Here is a 19,704-nt window from a genome sequence, read left to right as displayed (position 1 = left end):
ACGGATCATTCATAGGGCCATCGTCCAGCCCGCGGTGGTCGGCGTCTCGTCCTGCGCCTCCCTCCGGGTGACCGGTACGCCCTCCGTGAGGGCTTGGCGGCCGTTCAACGCGTGCACGCATGAACTGGGGTCCGGGAGGTGTGGTGGGCGCACGCGAGGAGCGATGCTGTGGTGCGGCGGCCGGTACGACTCGGGCGTTCATTCGAAGAGAGGGTCTCGAGGTCGGTTGCCCGGCGACAGAGACAAACGTCCGGGCGGACCATCGACTGGGAAATGCCGGAGCTGCGAAGAATCCGGTCGGCTTACGGCACCTCGACCGTGGAGTCGTGGGGAGCGTCCGCTCGCAGTGGCCGGATCGCTTGAGGTGTTGCCGACGTCACTCACTTGACATGTGAGTGGACTACTCGAAGGACGGTCCGTGTCATGCGCAAAGCTTCCGCTTCTCTTCTGGCCGCTTCGGCCCTCGTGGCCGTTGTCTCCCTCCCCGCTGCGCCCGCGACAGCGGCTGAGGACGACAACGGTGTTGTCACCTGTCCCCTGGGGGCGCAGAACACCTCCTACACGCCCGGACTCACCCTCACCGCGCCCGCGCCGCTCGTTGACGTCCACTCCAGCGGCACGCTGGGGCCATGCGTCTCCACCGATCTCCAGCACACGGCGGGGACCTACACCTTCCACGGCAGTGGCAACCTCAACTGTCTGGGTGGGAGCAGCGCCGGAACCGGAAGGATCGACTGGGCCGATCCCGGCACACAGCCGTCCCGGTTCACCTTCACCAGTTCGCTGGCCCTGCGTCCCAACGGCACCACGGTTCTCGTTGCCACCGGCCCGATCACCCAGGGCGACTACACGGGCCGCACGATCGTCAACACGGTCGTCATCACCAGCCTCGACCTCCTCGCCTGCACGACAGCAGGCGGGCTGACCACCACCTCCGGTCCTTTCCTGGTCACGGTGTTGTGACGAAGCAACGGCCGGTCGGTCCGCCACCGAGGACGCACCTTGCACGGCCGCGGCCGACCGTTCACGAAAGGGAGCAGCAATGCACAACCCACCCGGACGAATCCTCCGCAAGCTCCTCATGGTGGCCAGAACGGCAGCGCCCGCCGCGCTGTGCATGGCCGTCCCGCTCGGCGCGACGCCGGCCGCCGCATCGGAGACCGCGGCTGCTGCCCTGGTGACCTGCGTCGGACAGCAGGTCACCGACTACAGCCCGGGCCTCCACCTCACCCAACCTCGGAACGTCGTCTACCAGGCCGATGGAACATACGCCTCGTGCCCTCTCAACGACGGAGTGAGCGGGGTGACCTACAGCGAAGGCGGAGCGGTGACAGGCGCCACCTGCCTCGCCTTCCCCAGCACGGCCACGGCGACCTTGACCTGGAGCAACGGGCAGCATTCCACTGTTCAGGTCACGGGCACCGAGATCGACGTCGCCGGGGCCACCCAGGTCTACGTCTCCCTGGGCACGGTGACGTCGGGCCGCTACGCCGGGTCGCTGGTGAACGTGACCACGGAGATCATCCCGGACCTGAGCAACCCGCTTCCGTGCCTGAACCCGACCGGCCTCACACACGTCAGCGGACTGTCCACCCTCGCCATCCTCTGAGCGCTCGGACCCGGGTGAGAGAAGCCAGACCTCTATCGCAGGGAGGCTGCGATGTACCGATTCCTCAGACGCTTCACAACAGCCGGCGCGACGCTGCTCGTCACGGCCCTCAGCCTGGCCATGACGAGTGGCACCGCTCAGGCGGACGACCCTCCTCTGGCCACGTGCACCGGCGTCACCACCGCCCATCACGACCCAGGGGTCACCTACACGCCCGCGGACATCGACGTGGAGATACACACGAGCGACACCTGTGTGCTGCCCTTGCTGGAGACGGTGCGGCACGACGAACACTTCGTCTCACCCGGCCTGTCCTGTCTGAACCTGCTCAACGGCGGTCCGGGCTCAGTAACACTGCATTGGGGCAACGGACAGCAGAGTGTGTTCCAGTACAGCTCCCAAGTCACCTCCGCCAACGGCGTCACCACGGTCACGCAGACCGGAGTGATCACCAGTGGACGCTTCGCCGGCCACAACGCCGTCGAGACGCTCGTGGGTGCCTCTCTGAACCTCACCGCCTGCCTCAGTGGCGGCATCACCGGCTACTCGTTCAACTCCGCCCTCGTCATCGTCTGACGCCATCCGTACCAGCGCCGCCACGCATGTCTCACACTGCTGGGCAGCGGTGCCGGAGCTCGGTGTGCAGGTGGGCTGCCTACGCGGGGGGAGGACTCCGGCACCGCGCGGCGCGGGTCGGGTGCGAGGGAGGGTCGGGACCGGCGCTGTGAGACCGCGACGTCGTGGCCCTTGCGTCCAGGTGGGCGCAGGGTGTCGGTCCCCACCGCAGCGCTAAGAAGAGGAATCCGACCATGTCCGAGAGTGAACCCGTCGTTCTGCTCGACGAGCGTGGAAACGCGGTGGGCAGCGCCCCCAAGGACCGGACGCACAACAGCGACACTGCCTTGCATCTGGCCTTCTCCGTCTACGCCTTCGACGAGGCCGGACGCCTTCTCATGTCGCGCCGGGCCCTCTCGAAACACACCTGGCCCGGTGTGTGGACCAACAGCTTCTGTGGTCACCCCCTGCCGGGTGAGGCCTTGGAGGACGCCGTACGGAGACGGTCGACGGCGGAACTCGGCACAGATGCCGAACGCATGGATCTCCTCATCGGCGCTGTTCGCTATCGATCCGTCATGGAGAACGGCATCGTGGAGAACGAATTGGGGCCCGTCGTACGGGTTCTGCTCTCTCGGCCCCCGTCACCCAGTCCCCGAGAGGTCGAGTCCATACGGTGGGTGCCGTGGGAGGAAGTACTTCGGGAAGCGAATCAGGACCCGACAGCTCTGTCGCCGTGGAGTGTGATCACAGTGCGACGGTTGGGCCGCCTGGGTCCGGAGCCCTGGAAGTGGCCCGTGGTGAACGACGTGGAACTGCCCCCGGCGCTGCGAAGTCACCCGTAGGGCGAGCGGCCGGCACCCGTGCTCGATGGTCGTACCGCCGGGAGGGGCCCTTACTGCAGCAGCGCGCGTGGATCGGACCTTCCTGTGATCGTCACGCTCGGCCGGGGCCCAGGCCGTGCTCGAGTCCAGATCCAGCCGATCGCTGTCGCTCTTCAGGAGGTCCTGCAAGTACGGCGCCTCACGGTCCAGCAGCAGCGGAGCGATCGGGTCGTGGCCCTGTGCGATGACCACCTCGTCGACGGCGTCCACTGCCTCTGCGGCCCTCGGTAAGCGGAAGACCCAGCTCGCCATTGAATTCTCTGGCCGTTTCGGCCGAGTTCAGAGAGCGCGGAAATCCCGCGTAGTCTCCGGTGTGCGCGAATATCTCGATCACTTTGTCCGGCGGGTATCCCGAGGCGATGGGCGATGCGAAGACGTGTGGTCAGTTGCTCCTCCGCGCCACCGAGTGATGCGATGATCGCAAGCGTGACCAGCTCGCGCTCCTCGTGGCTCATCGCCGGCCGACTGTGAAGTTTGCCGAACACGACGTCGATCACCAGGTCGGCCACATCGTCGCCGACTGGGCCGAGTGCGTCGACAAAGTTCTGGGCCGCCTCCTCTCCTGCTACGTTTTCCGCGACGCGATAGGCCGCAGATGTCTCGGAAGATCATACTGGGCTTCCCTCGATGCCACTTCGTGGCAGCACTTCCGGTGCGAATTTCGGGCAGGCGAAGAGAGTGGACCCGGGTTCACGGTGTGCCCCCGGCCGCTTCTCACCGGAAGGCATGCACCGCGTCTCACCCTGAGCGTGCGTTGCACACCCCGGACACGCCGACGAGGCGTGTGCATGTTGAACGCGGAGGGGTTCGGCACCGCTGAAGCCCTGCTCCGGTGAGTCGTGTGCCGGCGGCTCGCTCCGGCCGGAAGCCCATGGCGGTCGACGCAGGGCCGACACCTCCACCTGCGCCATCAAAGATGAGTCAAAGGTGCGGGTTCGAGCATGTATGGACGGCTTCGGGAGAAGACAGGTAGCAAGGGCTCGGAGAGGGAGCATTCCGCCACCCTTCCTGCATACGGAGCCCCGGTGGCAACCTCGCGGTCCCACGCCGACTGATCGTCGACCGACTCACACGGCTTTTGCGCCGACGACCGTTCCTCCAAGGCCCTCAGCCGCACATGGGGTGTGCACCCTCGCGTACGGGTGTCAACGACTCGGGGCAGTGCGCGCGCTGCCCCGACCGGGCCATTGGCACAGCTCGCACCACAAGCACGATGAAAGCTGTTCAGTCCGTACGCCGGTAGCGGTTGCCGAGTCGTCACGGCAGAACTGGATGTGAAGGAGGGGGATCATGCCACGCCGTCGCACACGCAATGCCTTACTCGCGCAACTGCTGGCCGAAGCGAATCTGAGCGCCGCGCAACTGGCGAGGGACGTCGACCGCCTGGCGGCTGCCCAGGGAATGTCCTTGCGCTACGACCGGACAGCGGTGGCCCACTGGCTGGCCGGCTCCCGGCCGAAGGCTCCGGTTCCCGAGTTCGTCGCCGAAGCTCTGACCCGACGGACCGGGCGTCCGATCAACCCGGAGGAGACGGGCCTGGCCGAGACCGCCGCCGACGACGGGTGGGAGGACGAGGTGGAACGTGGGCGACCGGGGGACCCGCTCCGCGGCCTGGTGACCCTGGCGAGAGCCGACGCCGATCCAGCACAGCGTCCGAGGCTGGTGCGTGTCGTCTTCAGACAGTCCGTCCCGCCCGGTCTCGAACCGGTTGGCCTCCCGAGGGACGTCGGTCCTGGCGTCCGCGGCGCTCAGGTCAGTGAAGCCGACGTGGTGAGAGCCAGGTACATGTCGGACCAGTTCGCCAGGAACTGGTCTCTGTTCGGAGGAGGGCACGGTCGATCCTCGTTCGCCTCGTATCTGAGTGAGGACATCGGTCGGCTGCTGATGAAGCCGGCGTTGCCGCTGCTACGCAAGGACCTACTCTCAGTCACCGGCCAACTCGCCCACACCTTGGGCGACATGGCGGCGGACGCCGGCCACGCGGGACTGGCACAGCGTTACTACTACGCAGCACTGAGGACCGCGGCCGAGAACCAGGACTGGCGTACGCGCGCCATCACGCTCAGGGCGTTGAGCGTGCAGGCGGTCCGGGTGGGTGCGCTGTCCTACGCGATCGACCTCGCCGACAGGGCGATCACCGCCGCGGACGTCGAGAACGGCGACGACCTACGGGCGTTCGTGCTCGTGCAGCGTGCTTATGTCCGGGTGCTGTCCGGTGAGTCCCGCACCGTCTACCGGGACATGGACACGGCCGAGGCCTGCCTGGACCGGGCCCATTCCCGCCCCGGGCCCTTCACCTGCTACCCCAAAGCCGGAATGGCCTACCGGAAGGGGCTGGTTCTCCTGCGCCTCGGCGACACCCCGGCGGCCCTTGACGCACTGAGGTACGCGGCCGAGGACCGCCCTTCGCACGAACGCCGTCGAAGAGCGCTCAGCCAAGTGCGCGTCGCCCTCGTCCTGCTGGACCTGGGCCAGGTCGACGAAGCCTGCGTGTACGGCCGCCTGTTCATGGAGGAGTATCCCTTCCTCCGCTCCCAGCGGTCAGCCGTGCTCCTGAAGGAGCTGCAAGCACGGCTCGTACGCTTCCGGCGCGTTCCGGAGGCCGTTGCGCTGATCAACAGGATTTCGCACCTCGCCGCCGGGCCGGGCACGGTCCGGTCCGGGGCACGCGCGATCGACACGTCCGACTGAACGGCCGGGCGACGCCGGGCGGACGGCCAGGTGTTCAACGCGTTCACGCCCGCCGTCTCACCGGGGCGTGTGACGAGGCACCTCCGGGACAGTCGCACTGCATGGCCGCCGCGGGCCGGTGAAGCGAAGGAGTCGCTCGGCACCGAAGCCGGTGACGAAGCCGAACGAGGCCCGCCGGCCTTGCTCCTCCGCCCGGAGCCTCGACGGGATGGCCCAGAGCCTCCGACGGAGCCGGAGCGAGGACACAGACGAGAGACCGGAACAGGAGGCGCATACCGTGAACGACCCGTGCCATGCCACCGAGCAGCAAGAGCCCCGCGCGGCGCAGGCAGAGGCCGGCCCGCGCGCACCACACTCCGCGCCGGCGACAGGGAAGCTGAGCGCCGAGGAACTGCTGACGACGACCCGGTCGGTACGGCGGCGTCTGGACCTCGATCGTCCGGTCGACATCCGTCTGGTGCACGCTGCTCTGTCGGATGCGTTGCAGGCGCCCAACGGCTCCAACGACCAGCCGTGGCAGTGGGTTGTGGTGGCGGACGCCGTGAGCAGGCGCCGACTGGCCGAGTGCTACCGGAGGGCGGCCCAGCCCTATCTGGAGGCGATGGCGGACCAGGCCGCCGAGTCACCGGAACGCACCGGCGTCTGGCGAGCGTCGGCGCATCTGGCGGAGCACCTGCACCGCGTGCCTGTCCTCGTGGTGCCCTGCCTGAGCCTGTCACCCGGCGACTTCGAGGAGAGGTTCAGGAAGCTGGGGTTGCCTGCCCCGGTGGATCACGTGGCGCACTCCGTGTACTACGGGTCGATCTGGCCCGCCATGTGGAGTTTCATGCTCGCCCTGCGGTTGCGCGGCCTGGCCTGTGCGGTGACGGCACTGCACCTGGCCCGTGCCCAGGAGGCCGCTGAGGTCCTGCGTCTGCCGGAACACGTCACCCAGGCGGGACTCATGGCCGTCGCCCATCCGAAGGGCACGTCCTTCCGCCCCGCACCCCGCAGAGGTGTCGACGAAGTGGTGCACCAGGACTTCTGGCGCTCCTGACCCCTTGCGCTCCACAGAACGCGACGAACGAGCCCATCGCCAGGAACAGGACGGACACGGCATGGTCGACCAGGACAAGGACATCGAGATCGAGGTATCGCCGGCCGACACTGCCGTGGGGGTCGACGGTCCCTACGCCTCGGCCCGACGGGTCGTCGTACGGGAACTCGACGCAATGCTCTCCCATGTCGACGATCGGTCCTGCGCCGGCCTCGCCACTGCGCTCCGCGACTCCAGGAGGATCTTCGTCGCCGGAGCCGGACGTTCCAAGCTCTCCGCGGAGGGCTTCGCAATGCGTCTGATGCACCTGGGCCTGTGCGCGCACGTAGTGGGCGACGTCACCACTCCGCCGATCGGCCCCGACGACCTGTTGGTGGTGTGCAGCGGCTCAGGAGAGACCCCCACCACGGTGATGACGGCGGAGACCGCCGCGGACGCGGGCGCCAAGATAGCCGTCGTGACCGCGAGCGCCGACTCACGTCTGGCCCGGCGGGCCGACCTGTTGGTCCACCTGGCCGAGTACGGCCAGGACCACGAGTTGGACCGGTCCGTTCAGTTCGTCGGCACCCTGTTCGAGCAAGGGGCCCTTCTGTTCTTCGATTCCCTCGTCCTCGCCTACGAGCGGCTGCACAAGGTCGACCCGCGGGACATGCTCGCCCTGCACACCAACCTCGAATAGGCACGGGATACAAGTGACCACACCAGTCTCGCTGACCAGCACCAAGATGAACCTCGGCCTGCGGCAGACCGAACAGTGGATCGACGACGTCCTCCTGCCCAGAGCCAACCCCTTGGGACGGCTGCGCTTCTGCGTGTGCCTGCCTCACCCGCTTCTTCCTGGCGGAGTGCGACGCGTAAGGGGCACCGGCATGACGATCGGGGCCCAGAACGCGTGGTACGAGGAGGGAGCGGTAACCGGAGAGGTCTCCGCCGACCTGCTGGCAGAGATCGGCTGCACACACGTGATGGTCGGACACGCAGAGCGTCGCCGCCTGTTCGGCGAGGACGACCGACTCGTCGGACGCAAGGCGCGGGCGGCCGCGCTCGCCGGCCTGACCCCGGTGATCTGCGTCGGTGAGGAAGAGCGCTCAGGCCCCGCGGAGACCGTGGCCCGCGTCCACCAACAGGCGACGACCGTCCTGGGCTCCCTGCCCACCGGTGCAGCGGCCGTCATCCTCTATGAACCCGTCTGGGCCATCGGCGGCGCGCGGAGCGCCGAACCGCACCAGGCGGCCGCAGTGCTGGACGCCCTGCGCCAAGGGGCACCCGACCATGTCAGTCTCAGTGTCATCTACGGCGGCGCTGTCACGGCGGGAACCTATTCCGCCCTCCGCCGGCTGGCTCCCTGGGACGGGGTGGCACTGGGCAGGGCCGCCCAGGACGGTGCGATGCTCGACGACGTGCTGAGCGAACTTCTCGCTGCGCCGAGGCACGAACCGGGCAGCGGTAGGTGACCGTTGGGCACGAACAGCGAATGGGTGTGGGAGTACGAGGGGTACCGGCCCGAGGAGGAAGGTATTCGCGAGACGCTGTGCGCCCTCGGCAACGGGGCCTTCGGCGTACGCGCGGCCGTGCCCGGCGAGGAATCCGAGGGGCCTCACTACAGGGGTACCTACGCGGCCGGGTGCTACGGGCGTACCTCCCTGTCGGTGGAGGGGCGAACGGTGCAGTGCGAGGCCATGGCCAACCTGCCCGATTGGCTGTGGACGCGCCTGCGGCCTCTTACCGGAGACGAGGACGACGAGCCCTGGCTGTCCGTCGACAGCACCGAGATCCTGAGCCACCATCTCAGGCTCGACCTCCGTAACGGAGTGCTGACCCGCCTCGTCCGGTACCGAGACCTTCGGGGAAGGCGGACCCGAGTGGCACAAGCGGTCCTGGTGAGCATGGACGACCCGGCTCTGGCTCTGGTGAGGACCGAGGTCACCGCGGAAAACTGGCAGGGCGTCCTGGAAGTGGAGTCTGCCCTGGACGGTTCCGTTCGCAACAGCCAGGTGGACCGATACCGCGCTTTCGGGGGGCACTACCTCACCGACTTCCACTGCGCTACCCGGGCCGACGAGCACATTGTGACCGTGGGTTGCCGAACCGTGGGCACCGGAGTGTCCGTCGGCGTCGCGGCCGCAACCGCGGTCCTGAGGGAGAATGCCGCCCGGCCGTCAGTCAGATCCCTGGACGCGGACAGCACTCGCCCTCTGCGCCCGCGTACACTGCTGCGCCTGCCGGTGGCACGTGCGGGCAAGGTCGAGGTGGTCAAAACTGTCGCCCAGCTGACCTCCCGAACACTCTCCCCGGAGGACGTGGGGGAGCGAGCGGCCGAGAGAGCGGCTTCGGCACCACACCCCGCGGAACTGTTGGCCCGTCACCAGGAGGCCTGGCGGAAGCTGTACCACCGGTCCCCACGACCGAGCCCCTCCGTTCCGAAGCAGGTTCACCGGCTGCACCAGTTTCACCTTCTGCAGACGACGTCCCCCCACATCGCCGGTCTGGACGCAGGCTTTCCGGCCCGAGGACTGCATGGAGAGGAGTACCAGGGACGCGTCTTCTGGGACGAACTGTTCGCCGTGCCATGGCTCTCTCAGCAGTGGCCCCGCACAGCCCGCGCCTTGCTCGACTATCGGTACCGCAGGCTCCCCGCGGCCCGCGCCGCCGCGGCGAAGGCGGGCCTCAGAGGTGCGCTGTACCCCTGGCAGAGCGCGGCGAGCGGACACGAGGCGACCCTGCCGATCGTCGCGAATCCGCTGAGCGGCCGCTGGACCGCCGACCACAGCGCCCTCCAACGGCACATCAACTCCGCCATCGCGTACAGCGTTGACCAGTACGTCCGTCTCAGCGGCGATATCGCCTACCTGCACGCACGAGGGGCGGAAATGATTCTCGAGACGGCCCGTATGTGGGCTTCCTCGGCAGCCCAGCACTTCGACGGTCGCCGCTACCACCTCGTGGGCGTCATGGGACCGGACGAGTACCACGACGGGTACCCCGGATGTCCCGTGCCGGGGTTGGAGGACAACGCCTACACAAACGTCACGGCTGCCTGGACGCTCATCCGGGCTTATCGACTGTGGTGCGCTATGCCCGGGCAGCACCGGGAGCGACTGACGGCGCTGCTCTCCATGGCGCCGGACGAACCGCGGTGCTGGCTGGAGATATCGCGCCGGTTACACATTCCTTTTCATGAGGGAGTCATCAGCCAGTTCGAAGGATGGGAGGACCTGGCCGAGTTCGACTGGAACGGCTACCGCTCACGTTATCCGGACCTCAGAAGGCTCGACCGCATTCTCGAGCGCGAGGGGGATCACCCCAACCGCTATCGGCTGAGCAAACAGGCCGACACCCTCATGCTCGGCTATCTCTTCACTCCGGAGGAACTGATGGCCCTCCTCCAGCACCTGGGGTATCCCGCAACCACGGACACCTGGCAGCGCACCGTCGATCACTATCTGCCGCGTACCACTCATGGGTCCACCCTCAGCGCCGCCGTGCACGCCCATGTACTCAATGCCATCGAGCACCCGGCGGCCGCGGAGTTCGTCCGTCGGGCGCTGCGAGTCGACACGGACGGCGCCGACCGCAGCGGAACGTCCTATGGCGTTCATCTCGGTGCCATGGCGGCTGCTCTCCGTCTCGCCACGGAGAAGGAGACCGGTACCCGTACGTGAGGTGACCCCTCTGGTCGCTGCACTTCCGTTGCGTGCTGCGAGCAGGAGGTCGGCGAGGGCGTCAGACCCTGGCGCGCGTCTGCGGCAGGGTAGGCAACAGGGCTCCCGTGCAGCTGAGTTGAGACGTCGAACACTTCCCTCAACGGCACGGGAGCTTCGTGCGGAGCGGTCCCCACCTCGGCCGCGTCGGCGTCACCCGGTCAGTGCCCACGCGAGAACGCTCACTCAGAGAGACACTCTCAAGGTGGGCGGGGTTTCACGCCGGGTGGCCGCCGCCTCATGGGGACTGGTCATACGGATGTGACTTCCATCGTGATGAGGTTGTAGATGCAGAGTGCGCCGGTGACAGGTTGTCCCGCATCAAGCGGTGGGTGGCCGACTTCACCGTCGCGTTCGTCGTGGATCTGTTCTCCCGGGCGATCGTCGGCTGGTCCGCCTCTACCAGCAAGCGGGCCAAACTCGTCCTGGACGCCCTCGACATGGCGCTGTGGCGCCGGGATCGCGCCGGAACTCCCTTTGGTCCAGGGCTGGTTCATCATTCCGATGCGGGCAGACAGTACACGTCGTTCGCGTTCACCGCTCATCTCCTCGAGGCCGGCATCGATGCTTCGATCGGCACCGCCGGCGAAGCCCTGGACGACGCGCTCATGGAGTCCCAGATCGGCCTCTAGCAAGACGGAGTTGATCAAGCCCCGTCGGCCCTGGCACGGTCTGGCCCGACCGGGCAGTCCGACGAGGGCGTGGACCGAGGAGACCAGGACGGCACTGCCGCGGCAGTTCCAACACCGCGCCGCTCTCGCTGACCGTGGACAGCCAGAGCCTGATCCGGGACGGCGTGCCCTGGATTCCGGTCATGGGGGAGTTCCACTTCAGCCGCTACCCGGCCGTCGAGTTGGCGCGAGGAACTCCTCAAGATGAAGGCGTGCGGCATCAACCTGGGAGGGAGGTGAATGAGACCGCTACCTGAACTTGCGGTTGCCGCGGCAGCTGTATGGTGCCCCGTCGCACAGTGACCCGGTGGGCCCGAATGCCATGTGAATCGGCTGGCCAGAGGCCGGCGCTTGGCAGAGACCGGTGTTGTGGCGCTTCGGAATAGGGCCGGGCGCCACGGCAGGTGGGTACGGCCCACCTGGCAGTGAGCATGCCTTGAGACGGATGAAGCCCCCTGCCGGGGGCGTTGACCGTCCTCCAGGCCGACGCGGAGGGTGGCTCCGTGCTCGACCAGTGCGCACCTGGCGCGTCGTCAGGTAAGTCAGCATATGGTCAGCATGAGTCTGGCCCAGTCTGGGGACAGACGCTCCAGCGGATGCCTGGTCGACGTCGGTGCAGCGGCTTGGTCTGGGGGCGTACGTCGACGATGAGCCAGTCGTAGAAGAACCCGAGGTCCGTCATGCGCGTCGGCATGTGGCGTCGTACGAAGCTGTGGGCGCCGTCCGCTCCCACGACCCAGTCGGCGGTCAGCTCGTGCCGTCGGCCGGTGACGTCCTGAGCGGTGACGGTGACGCCCCGCTCGTTGTGGACGAGGCCGACGGCTTCGTGGCCGCGCAGGACCGTCACCTCCGGGCGAGCCTCGACCGCCTCGGCCAGGGCCCGTTCCAGGTCGGGCTGGTAGGTCATGGAGGCGCGCGGCCGGCCGGACGGTCCCGGCCCCGACCAGTCGAAGCGCAGCAGGGTGGCGCCGTCCGCATTGCGCCACTCGTAGGTGTCGGCCGGCTCCGACAGCGTGTCCAGGCGGTCGCCGAGACCGGCGTCGGCGAGCAGGCGGGCCACTTCGTCGTCGAAGTGCACGGCGCGCGGCAGGGGGTAGGGGGTGGGCCACCGTTCAAGGACGGTGACCCGCCATCCGTCCCGGGCCAGGTACAGGGCCGTGGTCAGGCCGACCGGGCCGGCCCCGACGACGAGGACGTCGCTGTGGCCCGGATCGGCGGTGTGCTGGTGCATGGTGGTCGTCCTCACTGCGCCGGTGCGTGGGCGCCGGTCATCAGGGCCGCGAGGTCCTCGGGGGCGAGGAAGGAGGCCGGCGGGGGCGGGCCCCAGGAGTAGAGGGCCTGGGCGTTCTCCTCGAAGACGCCCGGCTTCCACAGGGCGTCGTCGACGATGCAGTCGAGGTCGGAGTAGTACTCGGAGAAGGTGCCGGCCGGGTCCTTGAGGTACCAGAAGAAGTTCGAGCCGATGTGGTGGCGGCCCAGGCCCCAGGTGTGGCGGTCGGGGTCGGTCTCCAGCATGGCGGTGGCGCCGCGACCGATCTCGTCGATGTCGTCGACCTGCCAGGAGGTGTGGTGCAGGAAGGCGACGGGTGCCTGCTGCACGAGCACGTTGTGGTGGTCGGTGGAGCAGCGCATGAAGGCGGCCATGCCCCTGACGGTGTCGCTGACCCTGAACCCGATGCCTTCCAGGAAGAAGCGCTGGGAGGTCTCCTGGTCGGTGGAGCCGAGGACAACGTGCCCGAGCTTGCGGGGGCGGACCTTGTCCTCGCGCAGGATGCCGGGTGCCCGCTCGTGCAGGCGGGCGGTGACGCCGGGCGCGTTGTACGGGGCGACCGGGGCCGGACTCTGCGACAGGCGCGGGGCGAGCTCCACGCGGACCAGGACCTCGGTGCCCGGGTCGACGGCCGTCACGCTGTCGGGCGTGCGGTGTGCGGGAACGTCCAGCCGGGCGAGGGAGGCGGCGACCCGGTCGAGGTCGTCGGGGTTGTCGGCGCCCACGCCCAGCTCGACCAGGCGGCGCCGGGACGCGTGGACGATGCGCAGCTGCTCCCCGCCGTCGACGGTCGAGAACGTGCGGGGTGCCTCCGCGGGAATGCCGGAGGTGTCGGAGGCAGGGGTGAGGCCGAAGTCGGCGTAGTAGGCGGCCGTCCGCTCGACGTTCGGCACACCCATGACGATCTGGGTCAGTCGGTGCAGTGACATGGTTCGCGGCTCTTTCGGATCGGCGGGACGGCGCGGTGCGGACATCGGGGTCGACGGTCGGCGCACGGCCTCGCGGGCGGGTCAGGGGGCGAGCATCGGGTTGCGCAGGGTGCCGATGCCCTCGATCCAGGTGACCAGGACGTCTCCGGGGGCGAGGAACTTCTGCGGGGTGCGGGCGCCGCCGACACCGGCCGGGGTGCCGGTGAAGATCAGGTCGCCGGGGAGCAGGGGGCACACGGCCGACAGGCGGGCGACGAGTTCGGGGACGTCGAAGACCATCGCGGAGGTGCGGCTCTTCTGCAGGACCTCGCCGCCTTCGAGCCGGCAGCCCAGTTCCAGGTCGTCCGGGTCGGCGAACTCGTCGGTGGTGACGAGTTCCGGGCCGATCGGGGCGAAGCCCGGGTGGGACTTGCCGAGGGAGAACTGCGGTGCGGGCCCCGTCAGTTGCAGGCGGCGTTCGGAGAGGTCCTGCCCCACGGTCAGCCCGGCCACGTAGGACCACGCCGTCTCACGGGTCGCGTGGTGGCAGTGCCGGCCGATGACGGCGACGAGCTCGGCCTCCCAGTCGACCAGGCCGTCGGGCAGGGTGACGGCCGCCTCGTTGCCGGTCAGGGAGGTGCGGAACTTGGTGAACACCGCCGGTTCGGTCGGTACGTCCAGCTTCGACTCGGCGATGTGGTCACGGTAGTTCAGGCCGACCGCGAAGATCTGGGCGGGCCGGGGGACCGGTGGTCCCCACACCGTGCGGGTGTCCGTGCCGACCACAGGGGCCTTGGCGGCCTGCGGTGACGCCAGGAACTCCCCGGCCCAGGAGGAGAACGCCTCCCATTCGGTCAGCGCCGACTGCGCGTCCGGGCCGAAGCGGCCGCCACTGGCCTCCGCGGCGTCGATGTAGCCCTCCGGGCCCTTGATCACCAGTCGTCCGTCGATGTCTGCCAGGCGCATGAGGCCCTCCGTGCTGTGCGGGATGTCCGTTCGAAGTCTTGCCTCGCATTTTCGATAAGGCAAGAGATTAACGATAATTTCTACGAGTGTCGTTTCTCTGTTACGGTGCTCAGTCATGGCTGGTGAGAAGGCGACTAGAGGCGGCATCGTCCACGCGCGGATTCGCGAGGACATCTTCCAGGGCGTACTGCGGCCCGGACAGCGGCTGCGTCTGGTGGAGCTGGCGCAGCGCTTCTCGGTCAGCCAGTCGGTGGTGCGCGAGGCCCTCACCCGCCTGTCCGAGCAGGGCCTCGTCCATGCCGCGCCGCAGCAGGGCTTCAGCGTGGTCACCGTGTCCCTGGACGATCTGAACGACCTCACCGAGGCCCGCGTCGAACTCGAGACCCTGGTGCTGCGCCGGGCGATCGAACGCGGGGACATCAAGTGGGAGGCGGCCGTGGTCGCGGCCCACCACCACCTGGCCGCCCTTGACCCCGTGCGGCCGGACGGCACCTTGGACAACGACTGGTTCACCGTGCACGAGCGCTTCCACCAGACCCTGCTGGAAGCGTGCGGCAACACCCGGCTGCTGGCCGCCGCCCTCAGCCTGCGGGACGCGGCCACGCTGTACCGGCGCTGGTCCCGGCCCGTGGGCCACGACGTCGACCGCGACGTGGCGGGCGAACACCAGCAGCTCGCCGACGCCGTGCTGCGCAGGGACGCCGACGGTGCGGCCGACCTTCTCGCCCGGCACATCGACCGTACCTCCGAGGCCCTGCGCACGGTGATCGAGAAGGACCCCGCCGCGGTCGTGTAGCCCGGCCGGGCATCCCGTACAAGGCGCCGGCCGCAGCATTCGGGGTGGCCGGGACCGGCGGCGGGCCCGGTCGTGCGGTACGGCATACGGTGGCACCGTACGACGCGGTACCGGCCCGCTGTCGATCGGCGCGGCAACGCAGCGCAGGCTGCTCTCACGACGGCAAGGACGGCGTCATGACGGCTCACCAAGAACACGGTTCCTCCAGCTGGATCCACCGGCTCACCCCCGATCACGCGGACGACCGAAACGCTCCCGGCACTGTGGACGCGCCACCCGCGCCGGCCAGCTCGCCGCAGGGCCTCGCCGAGGCGACCGAACGGCTCGGACCGCGGCCTGTCGCCTGGGCGGTCGCGGTCGGTCACGAACTGGCCCGCGTCATCACCCGCGAGGTCCCGGAACTGGGCGGCGGACCGGGCCCCTTCGAAACCCTGCGGATGGGCACCGAGGCCGCGACACTGCACACGCTGCTCCTGCTCGCCGGCCCCGAGTCCGACCGGGCGATGCCCGAGGAGTCCCTCATGGGAGACCGTGAGTTCGCCCGGCGGCGCCTGGGCCTGGACAAGGTGCTGCGCGGCATCCGGGTCGCCCACGCGGCCCTGACCGACGCCCTGATGACCGCGTGTCAGGAGCTGGTTCCACCGTCCGAACGCGCGGAGCAGTTCCGTCGCATCTCCGAGCTGCTGTTCGACTTCATCGACGGGTTCGCCTCCCGGATGACCGCGGAGTACCTCGCCGAGCACGACCGGTGGCTCACCAGCGGCGCCGCCGCCCGCGAGGAGACCGTCCGCACGATCCTCGACGGACAGCCGGTGCGGCAGGATGGCGCGAGCGAACTCCTCGGCTACCGGCTGGAAGGACGTCACCTGGCCGTCGTCGCCTGGTGCGGCGACCAGGCCGGTGACGCCACCGGGGATCTCCAGCGGGCGGCGACCGAACTGCTGCACCTGCGCGGCTGCGCCTCGACGCTGGTCCTGCCCACCGGCCGGACCACCGTGTGGGCGTGGGGCGAGCCACAGGCCGCGCCCCCAGCCGCCCCGGCCTCCGGAGAAGTCCGTCCCACCGAAGGCGTCCGCCTCGCCTGCGGCTCGGTGCGCCACGGGCTGCCGGGGTTCCGCCAGTCGCACCACGACGCGCTGCACACCGCCCGGGTCATGCGGATCAACCCGCACGGTGTGGGCCCCGTCGTCGACTACCCGGACGTCGAACTGGCGGCCCTGATGTCCACTGACCTGCCCGCCCTGCGCCGCTTCGTGGGCGACCGGCTGGGCGCGCTGGCGGTGGACAGCCGGCCCGCGGACCAACTGCGCCGGACCTTGCGCCTGTACCTGCGCAACGAGCGCAGTCTGACGGTCGCCGCGGCCCAGCTGCACGTGGCACGCAACACCGTCACCTATCGGGTCAAGCGCGCTCAGGAATTCCTCGGCCATGATCCGGCGGCCCGGCTGCCCGAGGTGATGACGGCGCTGGAGGCCGCGCACACGCTGGGGTCCGCGGTACTCCGGCCGGCGGAGAACGACTCGCACGACGGCCCTCGCTCCTGACGATCCGCTCAGATCAGGGGGGTGACCTGCTCCTGGATGCCCAGGAGTGACCGCCCGTACAGCTCGCCGGCGATGGCCGGGTTGATCACCGCGTGCCGGCTGCCCGTCTCCTGGTCCCGCCAGATCCGCTGCAGCGGGTTGGCTTCGGCGAAACTGCCGGCGCCCTGGACGCTCAGCAGCAGATCCAGGGCCTCGCGGGAGCGGCGGGCCACGTACCCGGTGTCCATCCGCACCCGCGCCCGCGTCTCGAACGGCATGTACTCGCCCCGCGCCGCCCAGCTGTCGATGTCGTCGGCGGCCCGCATCAGGTGCAGCCTGGCGGTGTCGATCAGCTGGGCCGCCTCGGCCAGCTGGATCTGCGTCGAGGGAGACTCACTGGCCTTCTCGTAGAAGGTGTACGAGATGCCCCGGCCCTTGGCGAGGGCGGCCGTGACCACGTCCATGCCCGCCTGGGCCAGGCCCACATGGGGCCCTGCCAGGACCAGTGCCAGCACCGGAACCAGAGCGGACCGGTACAGTGCCTCGTCCTTGTGCTCGGTCGGGTAGGCCCCCTGCACCCCCTGGGTCACCGACAGGATGCGGTGCGCCGGCACGAAGACCTCGTCGGCGACGAGGGTGTTGCTGCCCGTGCCCCGCATGCCGGCCACGTACCAGGTGTCCTCGATCGTCAGCTCGTGCATCGGGATGAGCGCGGCACCCTGGTCGATCTGCTGGCCGGCGGCGTCCACGACGGGAACGCCGAGCGAGGCCCACTGGGAGTGCAGGCTGCCCGAGGCGAAGCCCCACCTGCCGGTGACGACCAGCCCGCCCTCGACCGCCCGCGTGGTGGCGCTGGGAGCCAGGACCCCGCACACCCGCGCGTCCGGGTTCTCGCCCCAGACCTCCTGCTGCGCCCGCTCGGGGTAGAGGCCGACCATCCAGTTGCACACGTTGACCAGCGTCGTCACCCAGGCCGTCGACCCGCACCCGCGTGCCAGCTCGGAGGTGATCTCCAGGAAGGTCCGGAAGTCCGTCTCGTGGCCGCCGAGGCGCCGCGGCACGGTCAGGCGGAACAACCCGGCCTCGGTCAGCGCCGCGATGTTCTCCTCCGCCACCATCCGGTCCGCTTCGGTGCGGGCGGCGTTCTCCCGCAGCAGGGGCACCAACGCTGCCGCGCTCTCCTTGAGCGCTGCGGCGGACTGGGGCGTCGTCTGCGGGGCGGCTGCGGTCGTGGTCATGGGATCCTCCCGGGTTGCGCGGCTCAGGCGGCGCACCTCACCTTGCGAGGTGCCGCTACCGGGATTCCACGCCGGGCCCGCGCGCCTGTCCTGTGTCCGGGACCGCAGAGTTGGTCGCGCGGATTGGGCCGTCGGACCAGTTCGTCCGCGGTTTGCGCCCGGCGCCCAGGACCGCCCGCCCGGCTTGGGCGCCCGGCCCAATGTCATGGGGCGGCAACCGTGGCTTCACTGGGGAAAACCCGCGCCGCCGACGCCGCGTGCGACCACAGGCGGCACGGCCCGGCTCCCGCTTCCCTGGAGGTCGCTGTGTCCGTTTCCGCCTTCGCCCCCGCCGCGACAGACCTGCCCGCCACGACGGCCGACCCCGCGGTGTTCCGCCGGGTGCTCGGCCATGTGCCGACCTCCGTGTGCGTGGTGACCGCCGCGACGCCGGAGGGCCCGGTGGGCGTCACCGTGGGCAGCTTCACCTCCGTCTCCCTCGAACCGCCCCTGGTGGTGTTCTACTGCGGCCGGAACTCGGCCAGTGCCGCGGCGATCGTCGACTGCGGTCACTTCTGCGTGAACGTGCTGACCGAGGACCAGCAGCGGGTGTGCGCGGCCTTCGCCGGACGGACGGCGGACCGGTTCGCCACCGGCGACTGGAATCTGACGGCCGGCGCGGCACCGCGCCTCGGCGGGGCGGCGGCCTGGGTCGAGTGCGACGTCGAGGACAGCTTTCCCGCCGGTGACCACGTGGCGATCGTGGGCCGGGTGCGGCGGCTGGCCGCAGCGAGCGGCCGCCACAAGCCCTTGATCTTTCACCGCGGCCAACTGGTCCGCCTGGACCGGGCCTGTGGCGTACACGCACCCACCCGCGCCTTCGACTGGTGGGACATCTGAGGTGTCGTCCGCACGGTGAGCCCATCGACCACCCGCCACGACGGCGCCCACGGGAAGGCCCGGCCCACCCGCGCGGTCTCGTCCGCCCGCGCCCTCATGGGCGCGCGTCCGTCCCTCCGTAGGGGATCGCACGAGGGCCGTCCTGCGAGAGCCGCCGGGAAACGGCACGGGCCGTAGCCCGCACGGCCGGGCCGTAACCCGCGTCCGGGAAACCTGGGCTGGGTGCCACGACCGACAGCGCCGCCACCACCTCGTCGCCGTCCCGCACCGGCGCGGCCACGGTACTCAGCCGCCAGGGGCGGCTCTGACGGCCGAGGGCGTGGTCGCCACGCCGTACCTCAGCGAGCGCACGGCGCAGGTCGGCCGGGGTACGGATGTCGTCGTCCCCGTCCCCGGGCTCGTAGGCGGCGATGGCCCGGTCCTGGACGGCCGGCGGTGCGAAGGCGAGCAGCACCAGTCCCACGCCGGTGGACGTCAGGGGCAGGCGGCCGCCCACCCGGTAACGCACGGGACTGGCGTCGAGCGCCGACAACCGCTCGACGAGCAGAGCCTCCCCCTGGTCGCGCACGGCGAGCAGCACGTGCTGACGGGTGACGTGGAAGAGGTCCTCCATGAACGGCATGGCCACGGACCGCAGCCCGTGACCACGAGGCGCCAGGGACGCGGTCTCCAGCAATCGCAGCCCCACGACGAAGCGACCGTCGTCGAGACGTTCCAGCGCACCCACGTGAACGAGCGACCGGGCGAGCCGCAGCGCGCTGCTGCGGGGGATGCCGCTGCGCTGTGCCAGGTCGGCGAGGGACAGCGCACGGTGATCACTGTCAAAGGCGTTGAGCAGGGCGAAGGCCCGGTCGATGACCGGTTGCCCCTCGGCGGGCCGGCCTCCGCGCCGCGGCCGCGCACCACCGTCAGAACCAGGTGTTTCATTCATCGGAATCACTCATGCCAATGTACGGCCTCCCTTCCTACGGTGGTAG

Annotated in this window: 18 protein-coding genes; 13 read left to right on the top strand and 5 right to left on the bottom strand. The window is 69.5% G+C overall.

The features are described from left to right. The first annotated feature begins 423 nt into the window (after window positions 1-423). The 10 genes from DMH12_RS02055 to DMH12_RS38895 all read left to right on the top strand — a co-directional run bounded on the left by DMH12_RS02055 (window position 424) and on the right by DMH12_RS38895 (window position 11,108). Complete coding sequence (locus DMH12_RS02055; RefSeq protein WP_125489783.1) at window positions 424-963, top strand: hypothetical protein; 540 nt, start codon at window positions 424-426, stop codon at window positions 961-963. A gap of 79 nt (window positions 964-1,042) precedes the next feature. Beyond that, window positions 1,043-1,609: a hypothetical protein gene (locus tag DMH12_RS02050; protein ID WP_125489782.1), complete on the top strand. Its 567-nt coding sequence runs from the start codon at window positions 1,043-1,045 to the stop codon at window positions 1,607-1,609. Window positions 1,610-1,660: 51 nt separating this feature from the next. Further along, entirely contained in the window at window positions 1,661-2,185 is a 525-nt protein-coding gene (locus DMH12_RS02045) for a hypothetical protein (protein ID WP_125489781.1), read from the top strand. Window positions 2,186-2,418: 233 nt separating this feature from the next. Further along, entirely contained in the window at window positions 2,419-3,009 is a 591-nt protein-coding gene (idi, locus tag DMH12_RS02040) for an isopentenyl-diphosphate Delta-isomerase (RefSeq protein ID WP_125489780.1), read from the top strand. Window positions 3,010-4,338: 1,329 nt separating this feature from the next. After that, a complete protein-coding gene (locus DMH12_RS02035) occupies window positions 4,339-5,739 on the top strand; it encodes a tol-pal system YbgF family protein (protein ID WP_125489779.1) in 1,401 nt (466 codons plus the stop codon). 277 nt (window positions 5,740-6,016) lie between these two features. Next, window positions 6,017-6,775 carry a nitroreductase family protein gene (locus tag DMH12_RS02030; protein WP_221763099.1) on the top strand — a complete coding sequence of 253 codons (759 nt, stop codon included), beginning with the start codon at window positions 6,017-6,019 and terminating at the stop codon, window positions 6,773-6,775. Window positions 6,776-6,836: 61 nt separating this feature from the next. Next, complete coding sequence (hxlB, locus tag DMH12_RS02025; protein ID WP_125489777.1) at window positions 6,837-7,454, top strand: 6-phospho-3-hexuloisomerase; 618 nt, start codon at window positions 6,837-6,839, stop codon at window positions 7,452-7,454. A gap of 13 nt (window positions 7,455-7,467) precedes the next feature. Next, window positions 7,468-8,229, top strand: coding sequence for a triose-phosphate isomerase family protein (locus tag DMH12_RS02020; protein ID WP_125489776.1), 762 nt, complete (start codon window positions 7,468-7,470; stop codon window positions 8,227-8,229). 3 nt (window positions 8,230-8,232) lie between these two features. Beyond that, window positions 8,233-10,437: a glycoside hydrolase family 65 protein gene (locus DMH12_RS02015; RefSeq protein ID WP_125489775.1), complete on the top strand. Its 2,205-nt coding sequence runs from the start codon at window positions 8,233-8,235 to the stop codon at window positions 10,435-10,437. A gap of 371 nt (window positions 10,438-10,808) precedes the next feature. Continuing rightward, window positions 10,809-11,108 (top strand): DDE-type integrase/transposase/recombinase, encoded by a 300-nt coding sequence (locus DMH12_RS38895; RefSeq protein ID WP_185832099.1) that lies wholly within the window; start codon window positions 10,809-10,811, stop codon window positions 11,106-11,108. Window positions 11,109-11,700: 592 nt separating this feature from the next. Here the strand turns inward: DMH12_RS38895 and DMH12_RS02005 are convergent. From DMH12_RS02005 to DMH12_RS01995, 3 genes are all read right to left on the bottom strand, one after another. Then, window positions 11,701-12,378 (bottom strand): FAD-dependent oxidoreductase, encoded by a 678-nt coding sequence (locus tag DMH12_RS02005; RefSeq protein WP_260473987.1) that lies wholly within the window; start codon window positions 12,376-12,378, stop codon window positions 11,701-11,703. 11 nt (window positions 12,379-12,389) lie between these two features. Continuing rightward, complete coding sequence (locus DMH12_RS02000) at window positions 12,390-13,346, bottom strand: VOC family protein (protein ID WP_125489773.1); 957 nt, start codon at window positions 13,344-13,346, stop codon at window positions 12,390-12,392. 81 nt (window positions 13,347-13,427) lie between these two features. Further along, window positions 13,428-14,291, bottom strand: a complete 864-nt coding sequence (locus DMH12_RS01995; protein ID WP_125489772.1) for a fumarylacetoacetate hydrolase family protein — start codon at window positions 14,289-14,291, stop codon at window positions 13,428-13,430. 115 nt (window positions 14,292-14,406) lie between these two features. On the opposite strand from DMH12_RS01995, the gene DMH12_RS01990 reads away from it, so the two are divergent. Continuing rightward, window positions 14,407-15,087, top strand: coding sequence for a GntR family transcriptional regulator (locus DMH12_RS01990; RefSeq protein ID WP_125489771.1), 681 nt, complete (start codon window positions 14,407-14,409; stop codon window positions 15,085-15,087). A 176-nt stretch (window positions 15,088-15,263) separates the two neighbouring features. Then, window positions 15,264-16,631 (top strand): CdaR family transcriptional regulator, encoded by a 1,368-nt coding sequence (locus DMH12_RS01985; protein ID WP_125489770.1) that lies wholly within the window; start codon window positions 15,264-15,266, stop codon window positions 16,629-16,631. An 8-nt stretch (window positions 16,632-16,639) separates the two neighbouring features. Here DMH12_RS01985 and DMH12_RS01980 read toward each other — a convergent pair whose 3' ends face one another. After that, window positions 16,640-17,848 carry an acyl-CoA dehydrogenase family protein gene (locus tag DMH12_RS01980; RefSeq protein ID WP_125489769.1) on the bottom strand — a complete coding sequence of 403 codons (1,209 nt, stop codon included), beginning with the start codon at window positions 17,846-17,848 and terminating at the stop codon, window positions 16,640-16,642. Between the two features lie 306 nt (window positions 17,849-18,154). Between DMH12_RS01980 and DMH12_RS01975 the strand changes: the two genes are divergently transcribed. After that, a complete protein-coding gene (locus tag DMH12_RS01975) occupies window positions 18,155-18,727 on the top strand; it encodes a flavin reductase family protein (RefSeq protein ID WP_260473983.1) in 573 nt (190 codons plus the stop codon). Between the two features lie 94 nt (window positions 18,728-18,821). Here DMH12_RS01975 and DMH12_RS01970 read toward each other — a convergent pair whose 3' ends face one another. Further along, a complete protein-coding gene (locus DMH12_RS01970; protein ID WP_125489768.1) occupies window positions 18,822-19,658 on the bottom strand; it encodes an IclR family transcriptional regulator in 837 nt (278 codons plus the stop codon). Window positions 19,659-19,704: the final 46 nt, after the last annotated feature.

It is taken from the genome of Streptomyces sp. WAC 04229 (genome assembly GCF_003947455.1).
GTDB lineage: Bacteria > Actinomycetota > Actinomycetes > Streptomycetales > Streptomycetaceae > Streptomyces.
The sequence above is the reverse complement of the archived record's forward strand: the minus strand, read 5'-3'. Positions and strand labels throughout refer to the sequence as shown.